Genomic DNA, 18,204 nt, shown 5'->3' with positions numbered 1-18,204 from the left:
TCTATCTTCTAGGAGAGCTTCTTTTGAAAAATTTTTATTCTCTTTATGAACATAATTTCTTGAGAGCGGCGACATGTAATTTTCCTGTGAAGTTAGCTGACCCTTTTGCGAATGCACAACATATTATTCAATTAGCTGTCAAAGCCAGTCAACAAGGTGCTGGTTTATGCGTTTTCCCCGAGCTTTCTTTGACAGGTTATTCTATTGAAGACCTTAGATTACAACAAATTTTATTAGAATCCACCATCAAAGCCATTGGGCAAATTTGTAATGATACCAAAGAGATAATGCCTGTTTTAGTGATTGGTGCTCCGCTTGTGGTCAAAGGTGCCTTATATAATTGTGCGGTTGTGGTTTATAAAGGGTGTATTTTAGGAGTTGTTCCTAAATCTTTTTTACCGAATTATCGTGAATTTTATGAGGCGCGTCACTTTGTAAGTGGGCAGCATATTTCACAAGAAGAAATCATGTTGTTGGGTGAAAGCGTGCCTTTTGGTGTGGATTTGCTTTTCACAGCCATAGATTACCCTGATTTTGTCATGGGTATTGAGATTTGTGAAGATTTATGGGTGCCAATCCCTCCAAGCAGTCATGCTTGTATTGCAGGGGCGACCGTTATAGCCAATTTATCCGCCAGCAATATTACGATTGGTAAAGCGGAAAAGCGTATTTTGTTATGTCAGTCCCAGTCTGTCAGGGGGATTTGTGCATATTTATATGCAGCAGCTGGGCAAGGGGAGTCCTCAACGGATATTGCATGGGATGGACAATTATCAATTGTTGAAAATGGACAAATTTTGGCTCAAAGCGATCGTTTTCCAGAAGGTCAACAATGTTTAATTGCCGATATCGATCTGGATATTTTGCGTCAAGAACGCTTGCAAATGGGCAGTTTTCATCAAAATGAATCTGCGCGTTATCAATATCGTACAATTGAGTTCACATTGAATCCTTTATTTGAAATCATTGGGCTCAAGCGACCTTTGGAGCGTTTTCCTTTTGTGCCTTCAGATATGCAACGGCTGGAACAAGATTGTTTTGAAGCCTATATGATTCAAGTTTCCGCGCTTAAACAACGTATCCAAGCGATTGGTGCAAAGAAATTAGTGATTGGGATTTCAGGTGGGCTTGATTCGACACAGGCTTTATTAGTGGCAGTCCAAGTGGTTGATGAGCTTCAAATGGGAAGGGAAGCGATTTTAGGCTATACGATGCCAGGGTTTGGGACAGGCTCTGAAACCAAACAGAATGCCGAGGCGTTGATGAAGACTTTAGGCATTCAATGGGAATGTTTGGATATTCGTCCAGCAGCAGAGCAAATGTTGCAAGACATGAAGCACCCTTATGCAGAAGGTCAAGCGGTTTATGATATCACTTTTGAAAACGTGCAAGCGGGATTAAGAACGGATTATTTATTCAGATTGGCAAACCATCATCATGGGATTGTAATTGGCACTGGTGATTTGTCAGAGTTGGCGTTAGGATGGTGCACTTATGGTGTGGGCGATCAAATGTCACATTATAATGTGAATGGTGGGTTGCCCAAGACCTTGATTCAACATTTGATTCGTTGGGTCATTCAATCAAAACGCTTTTCTGATGAAGCAGGGGAAATCCTGCAACGCATCTTGGATACTGAAATTTCACCGGAATTAATTCCATCTCAAGATAATAAAAATTTACAAAGCACAGAGGAAAAAATTGGTCCTTATGCGCTGCAAGATTTTAATTTATATTATATTTTGCGTTATGGATTAAAACCTTCAAAAGTAGCATTTTTATCCTACTCTATTTGGTCAGACATCCAAAAAGGCACGTGGCTAGAAGGGTTTCCAGAAGAGAAAAAGAAAGCCTATGCGCTATCAGAAATTCGCCATTGGTTAGAGGTTTTTGTCAAACGCTTCTTTGCTTTTAGTCAATTTAAACGTTCCGCCATGCCGAATTCACCCAAAGTCTCTGCTGGTGGAGGATTATCCCCGAGAGGTGATTGGCGAGCTCCATCTGATGGAAATGCCACGATTTGGGTAAAAGAGTTGTTGGAGAATGTGCCAGAGGGCTGAGGAGTTTGCGGTTATACTGTAAAGAGTGTGCTGCTTTATAGTATAAAGGTTGAATATAAAAAAATTATTAATTGTTCAATTTTTTATAAATTGTCACATCCTTTTGGATTTTTGTGTAAGTAGGTCTGCGTATAATATTCCTTAGCTGTATCAATATTCTTAGGAACGCTGATCCCAAATTTATATTTTACACCCAGATTATTCATCCCACTGATATTGCCCTGCTGGGTAGGTTTTTCATACTATTCTTTTGCAGTAAGGGGATCTTTTTCAATACAAAATTCGCCAGATTGATATATTTCGCCAAGGACTTCTTGTGAAAATTGACGAGCAGCAAAAGCATGATTGTTAAAACAGACTAGTTCAATAGCAACAAGTAACGCATATTTCATTTTCTCCTTTTGATATATTTTTATATGAAATTATCATATAAAAATTCTCTTTTTTTAATAAAATTCAGGGGTGTATTATTTCTAACATATAAAACAGGAGGAATTTTGAGAAGTCGTAATGTTTAATGGGAATGTTATATTCAAATATTTTGCGGTAATCAGTCATAAAGGAATATAGGACAAACGTACTATAGCGTTACCTTTATTTTTTATAAGGTAGTTGAGTGTGCCTATTCAAAGTTTTGATTTGAACATCAAAAAAACTGCAAAGCCAAGATGACTTTGCAGTATAAAATATTAACCTATGTATAAATTACTTATTTTTTATCATGTAATCTTTTATAGTTTATGCAGCCTTGTTTGCTTTTAAATTCACAAGCTTTTTTGTAGTTTTCTTCGGCTTTCTCTTTGCTTTTAGCAACGTCAATCCCATGTTCACAAATAACGCCTGTGTTGTTAAATGCGTCGCCATATCCTTGCATTGAGGCTTTTTGATACCATTCAATGGCTTTTTGACCGTCCTTTTTAACGCCTCTGCCGTTTTGATACATCACACCCAGATTATATTGGGCGACTGCATCTCCTTGAGCAGCAGCTTGTTCGAAAAGTTCTTTGGCTTTTGAATAGCTTTTTGGAACGCCCATGCCTTTTTGATACATGTCACCAAGGTTAATCATAGACGGAACGTTGCCTTGTTTAATTGCTTTTTCATACCAGTCTCTGGCTGTGAATAGGTTCTTTTTTACACCATATTTCCCGTGTTGATATATTTGTCCCAAGATGCTTTGAGCTTGGACATCGCCTTGATTGGCTCTTTGCTTCATGGTCTCTAATAAGGCAGGAGTCATATTGGGTTGATTGGCTAAATCTTTCCCAGCGATTGCATTTTGTTTTATTACCTCAAGTTGTTGCGGTGAAAGTGGCTGGGTTTGAGGTGTGATTGGTTGTTGTGACGGTACAGGGGTAATAGCAAAGGCACTATTGGTTAAACAACTAAAGCCAACAGCAGCAAGTAAAGCATATTTTAGATTCATCGAAAATCTCCCTATAATGTTTCTTGCTTAATAATATATATAATTATTACATTTTAGTCTCGTTTTTTTATGAATAGATCAAAGATTATTTATTTTATAATTTACTTTTTGGTTTTTTAAAGCAGCTTCGTATTCGAAAAAGCTATTGTCCAAATATGTAATTGGAACAGCAAGATGGTTTGCGCCTTGATAAATTTCTGTAACAGGATAATTAGCAAATTGAGGAGTATCAGCAAAGGGGGGTATAGGAACAAATATAAACCCAATAGCTCAACTCTTTTCAACATAATATTGCTCTTTAGGGTGTAAAAAAGCCTATATTCAACTTATATAGGCTTCTATGTTGCTAGTTGTTCTTTTTCTTAATCCACGGTGATTCCTCAGGTAAGACAAGTTTTATCCAAGGATGCCGCGCCGCAAGATAGGAAGTTACTTTGGGTTTGTGATATGTTTGTTCAGTAACCGTGCTGGTCATAGAAGAGAAATGAGCCCGATATTCAGCAACGGCATCTTTGACTTGGGTGCCTTGTATCCCTAATTCAGCCAGACGGCACCAAATATCATAATCTTCCCATCCCATCGCATCGCGTTGCACATAATAGCCACCCGCAGCAGCCCAAGCCCACTTGGCTAACATTACCATAGCGTCAATATAATTGCCAACCGTTAACCGTAAAGGATGGAATGGCACATGTCCGCCTATTGCTTCCCCAGCACCAAAATGACGTAAATGAGGATAAGCATATCCGATAGCAGTATCTTTGATTTGTTTTAAAAGTTTTTCACATGTATTAGGCAACAATCGATTATCTGCATCAAGCTGCATGGAGTATAGCGTTTCACTTGCTGCGATGCCGATATTTCGTGCACCGCCAAGCCCCGTGTTTTTAAGCGAGCGGTGAAGTTGTAATCGGTTAAAGCGATTTTTATGTTCTTTTGCCCATGCAATAATCAGCTCTATTGAATCATCAGACGAACCATCATCAACAATAATCATATCAAGATGTTTTAAGGTCTGCGCTCTGACAGATTCCATCGCTTCGATGATAAACTGGCTATAATTATAAGAAGTGATGACAACCGTAACGTCTGCTTCTTGTAACGCATCATGATCGAATAAGATTTCGCTTTCTGGAATGATGGGCATACTAAGGTTTTTATATTCTTTGCGTGCAATCATTGTTTCCATTGCTTGTGCAGCACCTTTTTCACCGGTAAGGCTCAAAAGCATGGTATCGCATAGGTGAGATTGGCGTTGTGTGCTGAAATTCCATAAAACATCATGATACGCCTCTTGTGACATTTTTTTGCGTAAAGCGGGATCATCGATGAGTGTGAGGAGATATTCCTCCCATTCCTCTGTATTGTTAGCGATAAAACCAGTAATGCCATGTTGCACACAACGGCTTAATGGTCCTGTGGGAGAGACAATCGAGCAAACATTTGCTAGTGCTGCTTCAAAGAATTTCAGTTCACTTTTGGCATTACAAAAAACATTATCTGCTTCTAATGGTGCAATGGAAATATCCAAACGTGCTAATTCTTGAGGGAGCTGTCTTAACGGAACAGTGTCACGCCATTCAATGCGATCTTGAAAATCATCTAGTTCTGGAAATTCATTCATATGCAGAATAGGACGATGATTCTCGGGTTCCCTAAATAAAACTAGACGAACTTGTGGGCGTTTTTGGAAAATTGCTATTAATGCAGGAATGACCAACGCAAAATCACGTTGATGGGTTCGTGTGCCAGAGGCATACCCAATGCGGACATAGTTATCGTCTTTATTTGCTTTATTGATACGATTAAAAAAACGAGAAACACGAACGCAATCATCATCAAATATATTTGGTAATGTGAATACAAGTGGACCAGCATGTTTTGGAATAAGCTCTTGAGCCATGTGTTCACGCATTTCTTGGGTCGTGGCTACAGCAAAATCAGTGCGCATTAATGTTTGCTTCATATTCCCAAAAGTGCGCGAGGTCTCTGCTTCCGTTGTACCAATGGTACGAATGCCATCAATAATTTCAATATAAGCGAAATGAGGTTTAAACACGATATCATCAGCATCAAAAGCGGTTAATGTATTATATTCTTTGGCAAGATCAATAATTCCAAGAATATGACCGCTAAATTCAACACGCCATAAAATCAAAATATCTGCCCATTCAATGTCTTTAGGTGAAATATCAGATGCATGAATAACGTGTGCTTTATGTCCAGCCATGATGCAAGCTGCTGCGTTACGATGACAACGATAAACAACACCAGGGGTATTCGGTTCGCCAGCAATAAAAATAATATGACGAGGACGTTGAAAATATTCTTTTTGGGTGCATGGCGATTCCGTTGGGTTATCCAGAGTTAAAGGGCTGACATTACGATGTTCTTTGCTAGGTGGAGGAATTTCTGGTGCAGGCAAAAAAGTAAGAAGTTGTCTTAGTCTTTTAGGAAAAAAGAACGTAATTAACCGATATTTTTCAAGTAAATATTCGATACTTTTTAATTTTTCTTGTGTGTTATCTCGCCATAAAGTGAATTGATCAAAAGCACTATCGTAACTTTGCAGTTCTCCAGTAGACGCGTTCAGCTTAGTATACAAAGCGTTTAATTGATCTTCCGCGATTTCTTTGCTTTTTTTGATTGAGTGTTGAAGTGCTTTTTCGCGATAGTATATCTCTTGTTGTAAGAGATACGTTTCTGTCTTTGCTTCTACGATTTGTTTTTTGGTATTGATAGTGCTTGTTGTGTTGGAATGGCGTTTTAATTGCCAATATTCGTCTGTAACAGCACAATGTATTTTAAATGTTTGTTCTAACTTCGGGGTGTTTTTTAAATCGAATAATTCTGTCAATATTTGGCACGTTGATAGGCCTGTATATAAAATCATTAACCCTTGATGATGTGAAAATTCTAGAAATGGATATTGTCTTTTCCATTGATTAATAAGGTGACGATTTTGTTCAGCGATTGAATTTTGACGATACAGATTATTAAAAATAAAAATCTTATTTGGAGGAACGTTTGATTCTGTAAATGATAAAAAAGGGTTACTCTTGATAATTTCGTTGCTGATATCTATGTATATCATAGAAATTGCGGCTAAATCGATGTCGGGCGTTAATGGGATTAGTGTATTAATGTGTAAACGGTTTCTAGGCTGACTTACATTGCCGTAACATTCGCTGTTAATGCCCAAAAACTGTATTATATTGCATAAAAATACTTGTGTATTTTGTGGGGTATTGTCAAAAACAGCTATTTTTTGAGGGTCAACATTTTTCAAAAGCCAGATTAAAAATGTTTGGTGAGGGTGAAAATTATGTTCTGATACGGGGAAAGATAAAAAGTAATTTTCATTCTGAAATGATAGCGCTTCTTTTAAAGAAATAGTTTGAATAGAGGAGTGAACCTGCGTCATAATGATGTTTCCCACACGGTGTTAATTTTGCTCTGTTAATTATGATTGGAACTGCTATAATAGTGTGACTTTAAATACATATTTTATAAAAATATATAAAATAATAGTTGTTTGAAAATGTTACTTTAACAAAAAAATTGCTTTTTATACATATTTTTCATATGCTCTCAGAGAGTGATGAGGAAAGTCATCAAATCAAATGTTATTTTTAAATAGATTTTAAAAAAGAAATAAAAAGGTAATGGCAAAGCTTTTTTAGTATTAAGATCTGTATAGATGAGTATAAGATTAATAGGGTTATTCTTGTTTACAAACCTCGTTATTCAAAAGTGGATTTAGAATATTCATTATGGGGTTTGAGGATAAAGCAAGAAATAGTTTAAAATTTCACGTTGAGGTATAAAATGGCAATTACAGTTACAATTTCTGGTGCTAATGGAAACACTATAAACTTAGGTAACGATGTTACGCTGCATGATGAAAATGCAGTAACACAGTTACAAAATGATATTAATAATGGTGTTGCATCAGGAAAAGCTCAAGTGTTTGATCTTGGAACTGCTTCTAGTAACCCCGATGTTGCCGCAGGGATTGTTCCTGTTGGTGTGATTACGGGTGCTGGTGTATATCAAGTGCCAAGTGCATATGAATATGTCGTGGTAGCAGATGATACAGATACTCAGTCTGGTGCGGTAACATTAAATAATAGTGGCTTCAATAGCAACTTTGTTGATGTGTTGGCAGGAAGAAAGTCAGGTATTACCTACAATGCAGATGGCGAATCCGGACAAATTGTAAATACCAGTGGAAATTTAAACTTTAACGGTGCTGGTCAAACAGGTGCTTGGAGCATTTATACAGGTAATGGCAATGCCACTATTGCTACGACAAATGGTAATAACAGAATTAATACTGGTACAGGTAAAAACACAATTCAATTAGGAACTGGTGTTAATAGTGTATATTTGCAAGGTCAAGACACTGTTACTGGTGCTTCAAACTACCAGTCAGTAACTGTAAGTGGTTCAAATTCTGACATTAATCTTGGCGATCACGCGCTAGTTTTAGATAGTGGTAATGGTTACAACAACAAATTATCAATCGGTAAGGATAGTACCATTACTGGTGGGAGTGAAGGACAAGTCACATTCAATAATGGTGGTCAAAATACGTATCAAGGCGGAACCGATAGTACAATCAATGCGAGTGGTGCAGATGCTTATGTAAGAGTCGTTCATGGTGATGGTAATACTTATGGAATTGACGGTAAGGCTACATTTTTAAATCCTTTTAACAAAACCTCTATTACGATCAGCGGGGAAATGGCTGCATTTGGTGCGCAGGGTTCAGAGTATACTGTGAATGCAGGTGGTAATAATACAGGACTATTTGTTGCGGATATTGGGAATGAAACACTGAACGCTTCTAGTTCAACGGTTGGATTATCTATTTATGCAAATACTGTTTCTGGTGCTGCTTCAAATTTTGTAGCTACGGGTGGCTCTGGCAACGATGTGATGGTTGGCGGAACGGGCAACTCTACCTTCACTGGTGGTGCTGGTGATAACTTCTTTATGTTTGACAAGAACAGTTCTGAAAATGGAACTACTGTTATTAAAGATTTTGCTCATACTGGAAGCAATAACAAAATTGCGCTTTTCAACTTTGGTCTTGATACCAATAGCCTTACAGAATTATTGCATAACTCTCAAAATGATGCACAAGGTAGCGCTGTATTAAATCTGAGTGGTCATTCAATTACGGTTGAAGGTGTTTCAATATCTAATCTGACAGTGAATCAGTTTGATGTTGGAAATCCTGCCGTTAAAACTGCATAATTTTCTTGGATTGCTAGCAATAGCTTAGTTATTTTAATGATTAAGTTATTGTTGAATTTAACATTGATATTTATATATAAATATAGTATAACTTATAAAATAAGCAGGCTGTTGTTTATAAATAAATATGAAAATTGTAATAATAAAAATAAAGAGTGAAGTAGAATATGGGTGAGAGAATAACTGTTATTGGTGGAAGCGATAGTGTCATAGCTGTGACATTAGATGGTTCACAAGCTCTTAAGCTGGCGCATCAATTTAGCGAAGATATTAAAAATTATTATCAGTATAATAAATTACTTGCGAATCCAAAAGATTCCGAAACGCCTACAGATAAAATCGGATATGGTGTTATCACTGCAGGTGGTGCTTATAACCTTGGTAACGGTTATGATTACATCGTTGTCGGTGGTTATAACTATGCTTCAGACCCTGTGAATTATAAGGAAACTGTAACAACTGATAATTCTCTACCTGATGCTGTCACCATTAATTCAGCTAGGATGAATGCTAGTCAATATGTACGCATCGTTGCTGGTAACCTTAATGGTTTCACTTATCAGGCAGGTCAAGAAAGTGGGGTGCTGGCAGCAGGTAATGCTGAAAGTAATGTTTACTTTCAAGGTAATACTGTTAACGGTGGGAACTGGGATATCAGAACTGGTGCTGGGAATGATACAATTATCACTGGTAGTGGTAGCAACACGGTTAATGCGTCTACTGGTAAAAACTTGATTGATATTACGTCAGGAATTCGTAACCAAGTTAATTCTGAAGGACAAGATAGCATTATCGCGTCCCAAAGCAGCACAGCACAAAATCGTGTTACATTGCGTGGTGGGAATGAAAACTATCATGCGACTGTTAATATCAACAAAGGTGCTTCTGTTAGTGACGTTAGTTATTATAACGTTGTGACCGTTGGTGGGGGCAGTACAATCGAAGGTGGTACATATGGTAATTATACCTTTGATGGTTCATATGATTCCAACTTAAACTACATGACTGGTGGTTTATCAAATGCTGTACAAGCAACAGGCGACTTACGAGTTGTTCAAGGTGATTCTAATACAATCAACGCAAGTCAGTCTCTTACTTTCTTAAATGGTAAGGGTAATACTTTGGCAAATGCTCAAGGGTTGGCTCTTGGTTTTGGTGCCAACGAATTGAACTATACTTTAAATGCCACGGGTAATGATGCAGGCTTGTTTGTTGCAGATGCTGGTAACGAAACATTGAACGCTTCTGGTTCAACGGTTGGGCTCTCAATCTATGCGAACACCGTTGATGGTGGTGGCACTAATTTTGTAGCTACCGGTGGCTCTGGCGACGATGTGATGGTTGGCGGAACAGGCAACTCTACTTTCACTGGTGGTGCTGGTGATAACTTCTTTATGTTTGACAAGAACAGTTCTGAAAATGGAACTACTGTTATTAAAGATTTTGCTCATACTGGAAGTAATAACAAAATTGCACTTTTCAACTTCGGTCTTGATGCAGATAGTCTTGCAGAATTATTACGTAATTCTCAAAACGACGATAAGGGCGACGCGGTGTTGAATCTTAATGGTCACACAATCACTGTTGAAGGTGTTTCTATATCTAACCTAACAGTGAATCAGTTTGATGTTGGAAATCCTGCCGTTAAATCATCATAATCATATTTGATTTTCTTGAAAAGCCAGTTACTCATGTAGCTGGCTTTTTTTGTTTTTATTAGGTTGTAAATTTGAATGAATACTAAAAATCAAAACAAGATTTTGGATAGCTATAAAAACAGTTTGAAATTATCTGCTTTGCAATTATCAACTTTACAAAATGAAATTAACGAAAAAGATATTCTTATTGCTCGTATAAGAAGATCTCTTTCTTGGAAAATTACATTACCAATTAGAATATTAGGATATATTGTTAAAGGCAAATTTTTACAAAAATACCCGATAAAAATTATTAAAAAACGTTTGTTAGAGGTGTACAAAGAAGATGGTTTTAAAGGGGTTTATAATAAATTTACATATCGTTTTCCTATTTTAAAAACCATAGTAAATAAATTTTCTTTTAAAGAAGAAAAATTAAAAAACGATCCTAAAACCGAAACAAATATCAATGTTGATAAGTTGGATAAAATTTATCAATATAAGTTTACGAACGATGTTTCCTCAAATATATACTCATTAATACTCATTATTGCAGAAGTAACGTTGCCGCAATGCTATAAATATCGTGTTCAGCAAAAAGCAGAACATTTAGAGAGTTTGGGTTGGAATGTTCAAATCGTTGATTGGCGCGATCAAAAAACGGCATTATCATTTTTGCAAATTTGTAAAGAGGTTATTTTTTATCGTGTTCCTGCTTTTCCAAATGTAGTAGAGCAAATTAATGAAGCCAAACGATTAGGATTAAACCCTTGGTGGGAGGTTGATGACCTGATTATAGATCAAGATCATTATGCTGAGTGTGGTTTTATGCATCATTTATCAACCGAAGAAAAAGATCTTTTATTGTTTGGTGCGGATTTGTTTCGTAAAACAATGTTATTATGTGATCAAGGGATTGCATCAACTAAAGCTTTGGCAGAAATCATGTCTCAAGCTGGATTAAAAACAGTTTGTGTAATTGAAAATGCGTTAGACAAGGACACTTTGCGCATTGCTCAAAAGCTCTATCAAAATGATATTAAGCAAAAACTAATAAACAAAGAATCTGGTGAAGTGGTCATTGTTTATGGGTCTGGCACGAATACTCATAATGCAGATTTCCTCATCGCTTCTTCGGGGATTATATCTGCTTTACAACATGATCCAAGGCTTCGTCTATGGGTAATAGGGGAACTGGAGCTTCCGGTTGAATTCCAAGATGTTATTCAACAAATTAAATATATTCCTCCACAATCTTATGAACAATATTTAGAGTTGTTAACGCAAGCAGATATTGCTATTGCACCTTTAGAACCAATTCTTTTTAATGACGCAAAAAGCAACATAAAATATTTAGAAGCATCAATTTTGGGTATTCCATCAGTTTGTTCTCCACGACAAGCTTTTCAGGATTTTATTTGCGATCAAGAGAATGGGCTGCTTGCCAACACACCAACAGAGTGGAAGGAAAAAATACTTTGTCTTTCAGCAAATGTCGAATTAAGAGAGATCATTGGTCAGCAAGCATATCATGATGTTGTTGCCTATTATGCTCCTGAAGTGATTACAACTCAACAGGTTGAACCGGTATTTGGATATGCAAAGCAAGTTGAGAGGCACAATAATAATCTGAAAATATTAGTTGTGAATGTATATTATGCGCCATATTCTTTTGGAGGCGCAACTTTCGTTGCAGAGGAAATGGCACGGCGTATTCATCAAGCAAGTAATGCAGAAGTTGCGATTTTTACGTCCAGACCCGCTGCGGGTGATAGGCGAGGTTTATGTAAATATCAAGTTGAAAATATAACTGTTTATTCTGTGGATTTATCAGTAGCAGTGCATGCATCTCAACAATTCGATAATGTAGAAATTATTGAACCATTTGAAATGGTTTTAGAGGCGGAAAAGCCAGATATTGTTCATTTTCATTCTATACAGAATATGGGACTACAAATGCTGCTTGTTTGCCAAAGCAAACAGATTCCTTATGTCATTACGCTTCATGATTCATGGTGGTTATGTAATCGTCAATTCATGGTGCAATCAAACGGTCAATATTGTTTTCAACATAGAATTGATTTAAGGATGTGTCAAAGATGTGAGCCTGAGGTAAGATATTTGACAGAACGGATGTTGATGATGAAACAAGGGATGCAAGCAGCTGCTTTGTTATTGAGTCCGAGTGAAACACATCATCAGCTTTATATCGCAAATGACGTTGATAAGTCTTTGATTAAAGTTAATCGCAATGGAATTGAAAGACCCAGAAAAAACAGACCAAAGCGCCTCCAAAACACACCTGTGCGATTTGGTTTTGTAGCTGGGGATGAAGTCATCAAAGGAGCTGTTGTTATTCAAAAAGCATTTAAATCTTTATCTCGGTCAGATTGGGAATTAAAAATCATTGATAGTAAAGTTGAGATGGGATTTTCACCTATTGATGTTAGTAATTGGAACTCTAAAGGAAAAGTGGTGACAATTCCACCATATAATGATGCAGGCAAAGATGACTTCTTTTACGGCATTGATGTGTTGTTGTTCCCTTCGCAATGGGAAGAGAGTTATGGTTTGACGGTTCGTGAAGCATTACTGCGGGATGTCTGGGTCGTTTGTAGTCATCCAGGTGGGCAATCTGAAGATGTGATTGATGGAGTAAATGGAAATTATGTATCATTAAAGGGAGATGTTGCAGAGCTTGTTACTGTAATAGAGGTGTTATTAGATAAAGTTTCTATGTTCGATCATTACGAAAATCCTTTTAAAGATCATATTGCGACGTTAGAAGATCAAGCTGAGGAACTGTTGGGATATTACCAGCAGATTAAACAGGGGACGTTAAAAGGAACGTCTGTATCATAAAGGTTTAAAAAATATAAATTTTTTAAATAACTGTTTTTTTACGATGATGTTGAACATTCAGAAATTGACATTAATAGGTTGTTTTCTTTTTTTATATTCCATGAATAACGGTCTAGCAGCCGATCGTTATCTTTATTCTCACCCGCATACTCTATGTGTGCGTTTTTCCGATTTATGGAATAATGCAGAAACAGGTAATCCTGTCCCTGAATATGAATATCAATGTGCGATAAGGTTAAGCCTGACCTTACACCGCGTGGGTATCAATATGAGATCTTTTTCTCAAAAAACAGTAAAACCAGCATTGGGTCGTCAAACGCTTGGCAGGATTATTATTGATGGGATCCCTGTTGCAACACGTGCTGATGAAATGGCGATATGGTTACAACAATATCCTTTTTGTGGGTTGGGAAAACCTGAATATATCACTGGCAAAGGTTGGAAAAAGAAAGTTTACAACAGAACGGGAATTATTGCTTTTTCAAACTATTGGGGTAAAAACCAAATTGGCGGGCATATCGATCTTTGGAATAAAACGCGCTTTCCTTATCCATCCCCAAGTTTTAGTATAGACGGTACATTGGGTATTCTAGCCAATTTTTCTCGTTTTGCCTTTGGTGGTTGGGGACTCTATGAGGGTGGGTATTATTATGGATATGGTTTTTTACCCAATTTAGCAGATTCAAAGAGAATATTATTTTTTGAAGTGAAATAATTGGCACTGCATATTATTTATTCCTATTGGCTGGATCAATAATGGGGCAAGCAATGCCTTGTTTCAGGAAATATTTCCAAGCAAGCTTTGTATCATACGTGCTTAGCAAATATAAAAAACGCTTCCATTTTGGTACAACGGGCAAAGGTCTGTTGGGGAATTGTCTTAAATAATCATCAATATATTCCAAAGGAAAATAAGAATTATTTTTTAATAAAGTGCGGTAATAATTCAACCAGAAAAGTCCGAAATAATTATCCCGAATGACTTCTTTTTTAATAAAGGGGACTCGACCAGAGGCAATGACACTATACCAATCCATGTGCATTGGGTTCGTTTGTCGTGGATCTCGAAGCGGATATTTTTTAAGCTTGGACCATTGCCCTACATAATTAAAATGAGGAATTTGTTGTAATAATTTTCCGAGTCCGAGCTCACCTTTTTGAATAATTTCTGGTTTTTGCATGTGCTTAAAAGGAAGATTAAACAGGTTTTGAATTTTTTCATGATGAAATGCTTTATTGGTAAAACATAAAAACCACGATTGGAAATGCCAATTAATCTCTAAAGTTTCAACCATCCCCCAAACATCAATGGACTGATTTAATCTTTGAGAAAAAATACTATCCATTGGATATAAAGGACCAAAAACGCTGTCATTCGTCAGCAAAATATGATCTGCATCTTGTGTAATATTTTGATGCATCATGTCTTGCCATGCTCCAAAATCTAGACCTGCATTAGGACGTAAGTGGGGCGTAATATGATGTTGTTTACAAAAATGTTCGGTATTTGCGGACAGAATTGTTTGTCCAGATAAAGCCAAATGGGTTTCCCATCCACACTCATATAATGCTTTTAAATAATGTTTTACATTATGGGGAAGAATAGTCGATTGCGTATAATTGGCAAAAAGACATATTTTTTTAGACATTTGTAGCGGGTTCCATAGGTGGTTTATATAGATTATTGAGTTCTTCTAGAGCAATTTCAACGGATTGATATATTTGTTTCCCGACTATTTTGTGAATGAGATCAGTTTTGTAGATAATATTACGAAATTCATAATGACCACCAGCAATGACCAGTTGAATATTCTTACTTTGTAATAAAATATAAAGCTGGTTTAAAGCATATAAAGTGCTTGCATCTCCTCTGGTCATAACGGATGCATCGATAATAAACCAATGGATTTTTTGTCCTTCATATTGCTTGATAATGGTTGCGCAGCGATTAGAGAAATATTCTTCGTTGTAAAAAATAACAGATGCTTCGAATAAATAAATAATACAATGCGGCACGGGAATAGCTGTGGGTTCTAGATGTAAATTAACCAATTCTTTGGTATTAGGCAGCATCCCTAGTTGGGAATCTCTGGGTTTAGCGGATAATATTAATCCGTGGAGCAATGTAACGAAAACAGCAAGGATAATGCCTTGTAGAACACCTACCCACAAAACACCTAGTACAGTCAGTAAGGCAAAGAAAGCTTCCTGATGACTGACTTTTAAGAGGAAACGAAAAGTTTTTATATCAATCAGGTTGATGGCGGTTGAGATAAGAATGACGCTCAGAATCGCCGAGGGTAAAAAGCTGAGTGGATGTGCAAAAAAAGTAATAATAAGCGCAATCGTGATTGCAGAGCTTATTCCAACAAGTGAGGTTTTCCCTTTAGAGTTTATTGCAACGGCAGTTCTGGAATCAGCCCCTGTAACTGTAAAACTTTGAAAGAATCCAGAACAAATATTTGCAATTCCAAAACCGATCAGTTCTTTGTTGCCATCGACTTGTTGCCCTATTTTTGCTGCGAAACTTCGTGCGGTAATGATACCACTGGAAAAGCTGATGAGGGTGATTGCTATGATTGTTTCAATAAAATCAGTTAAAGAATAGTTAAAAGAGGGAATATGAAAGCTGGGCAGACCAGAGGGTAATGTTCCAAGCATCATGATTCCATGTTGATTGAGATTAAATCCCCACGAAAGCAGTATAGAAATTACCACTGTAATAATAGGTGCAGGAATAGATGGTTTAAAGAAGATGCAGGCTCTGATAAAAATAAAAAAGACAATAGACAGTCCAAAAGTCATCCAATGAATTGAGGATAAATGGTTAAGGAAGAATAAAATTTGCTCGACAACATTGCCAGGAGGGCTATAGATACGTGTGACCACTGATAATTGTGAGATAATCAGCTGAATGCCAATACCTGCTAAATATCCCGTTAAAATGGGGCGTGATAAGAAATTGGCAATAAAGCCCAATCGCAACTTTCCTGCAATAATACTAACAATACCCACGCCAATTGCGATAGCGGCAGCCCCTTGGATTCTTGCATCGGGTGTTGTTAGTGCAAATGCAGTTAAGCTGACTCCGACGATATTGCTGACCGCAGTGTCAGGACCGATAATTAGAAAGGGGGAAGAGCCAAAAATAGCATAAATCAGGACGGGAATAATACAGGCATATAACCCAATAATCGCGGGAACACCCATTAGGTTAGCATATGCCAATCCGACAGGAATTGCTATACTAGAAACCAAAATCCCTGCCACAATATCATTAATAGCAATAGGTAAGGTCAAGTTCGCTAAAGAGCGAACCCCAGCAGGTAATTGAAATATATTTTTAAAGCGTAACTGAGTTTTCATACTAAGAATTTAAATAAATGAAAGTTTTAATATTAATTTTTATCTTCCGCTTTTGGTTGCGCATTGTAAAGTAATAAAGAACTGTGTTCTTTTAGCTGTGATTGATAAATCTTCCAATCTGGCATGATGTTGGCGACCAAGGCATAGAATTTCTTACTGTGATTGAGTTCTTTTGCATGGCATAATTCATGAATAATGACATAATCGATACAAGGTAAGGGTGCTTTTATTAAATGTTGATTTAACGTGATAATATTGGGGGAACGATGGATATAGCTGCCCCATCGGCTAGTCATTCTCTTGATGCGTAATATAGGAGGCTGGTTCTCCCAATCAATCCATGGAATAGATGGCTTGATTACAAGAATCCGTTTAGAAAATAGCTCAAGCGCTTGAAAATGATACCAGCTATCCAGAAGATGCTCAATTTTTGATGGTGTATTCTGGCGTAAATTGATTTGAAGCGTGTTATCGATGAGCTGAACGTTTGGTTTATGATGAACATTTTCTGAAATGTTTAAAGGGTAATATTGTCCAAGAAAAGGGTGCTTTTCAGATTGTGTGAATTGCAGTTTTTCTTGTTTATTTTGTTGGGTTTGCTGTTTTTCTATACGTTGAAAGATTTTAGGTGCATGTTTTTCCAAAATAGCGATCAGATCGGTATGGGATGTTTTTTGTGGGGCTCTGATTTTTAAAATATACCCAGCTGTTATAGATAAAGAAATTTTTGGTTTTTTAGTCAAAGGGTGAGGGGGATATAATTCACATGGGATTGAATAGCCATGATAAGTGAAGTTGAATTTTTTAGGATACACAGCCATTATCTTTGATGCTTATCAGAACAGGTTGCAAAAGAATATCGTTTATAACAAAGTTATTTTCTTTTCAAGAACAGGTTTTAGATCAAGAGGTGAGGGATTACAAACACCAACACCAAGATCGTAAGTATTTTTATAAGGTTCTATAAGAATCATATAAGTGACCATAGGGATGGATAGAGCCTCGAAAAGTCCAGCCTACTTTTTTACCTAGATTAGGAAACATACTGGTTATGCTGAATTGAAAGTTAGGCAAGGGTAAGGGATAATCGTTTTGTTGAGCAGTAACTTTGTAATAAGGTCTCAGAATCTTGTTACCGATATCCCCTATGCTTACGAAACTATTTTGGATAAAACCAGCATCTGATATTGTTTGAATTTTAGTATTATTAAATATTTTCACTTTAATCACTTTTACATTATTAAAAAAATATTGTTTCAATAACAAATTGATATAATATCTATTCTATAATTAGTTTGGATATAAAATAGGTTACTTTATTACTAATTGTAAATAATTATTGTAATTACTAAAAATGAAGAGCTTTATATGGCCTCAGCCAAGGACATAATCTGATATTTTTTAGAAAATGTTTGTTATTTATATTTTAAATGAGAGAATAACTAAACTGTTGCAGCCTTAGATAATATTTGCTGAATGGCTGGGGTGGGAGGGATCGAACCTCCGAATGGCGGAATCAAAATCCGCTGCCTTACCGCTTGGCTACACCCCAACGTTGGTTACGAAGCAACTTTTAGACGATTTCTTTGAT

The 18,204-nt window shown here is 36.7% G+C and carries 11 protein-coding genes and 1 tRNA gene; 5 read left to right on the top strand and 7 right to left on the bottom strand.

All coding sequences use genetic code 11. From position 1 onward, the window contains the following. Positions 1-23: 23 nt before the first annotated feature. A complete protein-coding gene (locus QJV33_RS04600) occupies positions 24-2,060 on the top strand; it encodes an NAD(+) synthase (protein ID WP_281462208.1) in 2,037 nt (678 codons plus the stop codon). 242 nt (positions 2,061-2,302) lie between these two features. Here the strand turns inward: QJV33_RS04600 and QJV33_RS04595 are convergent, their stop codons facing one another. From QJV33_RS04595 to QJV33_RS04585, 3 genes are all read right to left on the bottom strand, one after another. After that, positions 2,303-2,452: a hypothetical protein gene (locus QJV33_RS04595; RefSeq protein ID WP_281462207.1), complete on the bottom strand. Its 150-nt coding sequence runs from the start codon at positions 2,450-2,452 to the stop codon at positions 2,303-2,305. A gap of 317 nt (positions 2,453-2,769) precedes the next feature. Beyond that, complete coding sequence (locus QJV33_RS04590; protein WP_281462206.1) at positions 2,770-3,486, bottom strand: tetratricopeptide repeat protein; 717 nt, start codon at positions 3,484-3,486, stop codon at positions 2,770-2,772. Positions 3,487-3,832: 346 nt separating this feature from the next. Beyond that, entirely contained in the window at positions 3,833-6,910 is a 3,078-nt protein-coding gene (locus QJV33_RS04585) for a glycosyltransferase (RefSeq protein ID WP_281462205.1), read from the bottom strand. A 404-nt stretch (positions 6,911-7,314) separates the two neighbouring features. Between QJV33_RS04585 and QJV33_RS04580 the strand changes: the two genes are divergently transcribed. The 4 genes from QJV33_RS04580 (at position 7,315) to QJV33_RS04565 (ending at position 13,962) form a co-directional block, all read left to right on the top strand. Continuing rightward, entirely contained in the window at positions 7,315-8,748 is a 1,434-nt protein-coding gene (locus QJV33_RS04580) for a beta strand repeat-containing protein (protein ID WP_281462204.1), read from the top strand. 167 nt (positions 8,749-8,915) lie between these two features. Further along, a complete protein-coding gene (locus QJV33_RS04575) occupies positions 8,916-10,406 on the top strand; it encodes an autotransporter outer membrane beta-barrel domain-containing protein (protein ID WP_281462203.1) in 1,491 nt (496 codons plus the stop codon). Between the two features lie 75 nt (positions 10,407-10,481). Next, a complete protein-coding gene (locus tag QJV33_RS04570) occupies positions 10,482-13,247 on the top strand; it encodes a glycosyltransferase (protein WP_281462202.1) in 2,766 nt (921 codons plus the stop codon). 100 nt (positions 13,248-13,347) lie between these two features. Further along, complete coding sequence (locus tag QJV33_RS04565; RefSeq protein ID WP_281462201.1) at positions 13,348-13,962, top strand: T6SS effector amidase Tae4 family protein; 615 nt, start codon at positions 13,348-13,350, stop codon at positions 13,960-13,962. A 13-nt stretch (positions 13,963-13,975) separates the two neighbouring features. Here QJV33_RS04565 and QJV33_RS04560 read toward each other — a convergent pair whose 3' ends face one another. From QJV33_RS04560 to QJV33_RS04545, 4 genes are all read right to left on the bottom strand, one after another. Then, complete coding sequence (locus QJV33_RS04560) at positions 13,976-14,896, bottom strand: rhamnan synthesis F family protein (RefSeq protein WP_281462200.1); 921 nt, start codon at positions 14,894-14,896, stop codon at positions 13,976-13,978. Further along, on the bottom strand, positions 14,889-16,613 hold the full coding sequence (locus QJV33_RS04555; RefSeq protein ID WP_281462199.1) for a SulP family inorganic anion transporter: 1,725 nt from the start codon (positions 16,611-16,613) through the stop codon (positions 14,889-14,891). Before QJV33_RS04555 ends, QJV33_RS04560 begins: the two co-directional genes overlap by 8 nt. Before the next feature lie 32 nt (positions 16,614-16,645). Beyond that, positions 16,646-17,434: a M48 family metallopeptidase gene (locus tag QJV33_RS04550; protein ID WP_281462198.1), complete on the bottom strand. Its 789-nt coding sequence runs from the start codon at positions 17,432-17,434 to the stop codon at positions 16,646-16,648. Positions 17,435-18,090: 656 nt separating this feature from the next. Then, positions 18,091-18,165: transfer RNA gene (locus QJV33_RS04545), tRNA-Gln, on the bottom strand. Positions 18,166-18,204: the final 39 nt, after the last annotated feature.

It is taken from the genome of Commensalibacter nepenthis (genome assembly GCF_029953305.1).
Taxonomy (GTDB): Bacteria; Pseudomonadota; Alphaproteobacteria; order Acetobacterales; family Acetobacteraceae; genus Commensalibacter; species Commensalibacter nepenthis.
The sequence above is the reverse complement of the archived record's forward strand: the minus strand, read 5'-3'. Positions and strand labels throughout refer to the sequence as shown.

Excerpts from the sequence above, each read along its gene's own strand:
- QJV33_RS04550 (WP_281462198.1), bottom strand. The coding sequence starts at position 17,434 with ATGGCTGTGTATCCTAAAAAATTCAACTTCACTTATCATGGCTATTCA.
- QJV33_RS04595 (WP_281462207.1), bottom strand. The coding sequence starts at position 2,452 with ATGAAATATGCGTTACTTGTTGCTATTGAACTAGTCTGTTTTAACAAT.
- QJV33_RS04590 (WP_281462206.1), bottom strand. The coding sequence starts at position 3,486 with ATGAATCTAAAATATGCTTTACTTGCTGCTGTTGGCTTTAGTTGTTTA.
- QJV33_RS04560 (WP_281462200.1), bottom strand. The coding sequence starts at position 14,896 with ATGTCTAAAAAAATATGTCTTTTTGCCAATTATACGCAATCGACTATT.
- QJV33_RS04565 (WP_281462201.1), top strand. The coding sequence starts at position 13,348 with ATGAATAACGGTCTAGCAGCCGATCGTTATCTTTATTCTCACCCGCAT.
- QJV33_RS04585 (WP_281462205.1), bottom strand. The coding sequence starts at position 6,910 with ATGACGCAGGTTCACTCCTCTATTCAAACTATTTCTTTAAAAGAAGCG.
- QJV33_RS04555 (WP_281462199.1), bottom strand. The coding sequence starts at position 16,613 with ATGAAAACTCAGTTACGCTTTAAAAATATATTTCAATTACCTGCTGGG.
- QJV33_RS04575 (WP_281462203.1), top strand. The coding sequence starts at position 8,916 with ATGGGTGAGAGAATAACTGTTATTGGTGGAAGCGATAGTGTCATAGCT.
- QJV33_RS04580 (WP_281462204.1), top strand. The coding sequence starts at position 7,315 with ATGGCAATTACAGTTACAATTTCTGGTGCTAATGGAAACACTATAAAC.
- QJV33_RS04570 (WP_281462202.1), top strand. The coding sequence starts at position 10,482 with ATGAATACTAAAAATCAAAACAAGATTTTGGATAGCTATAAAAACAGT.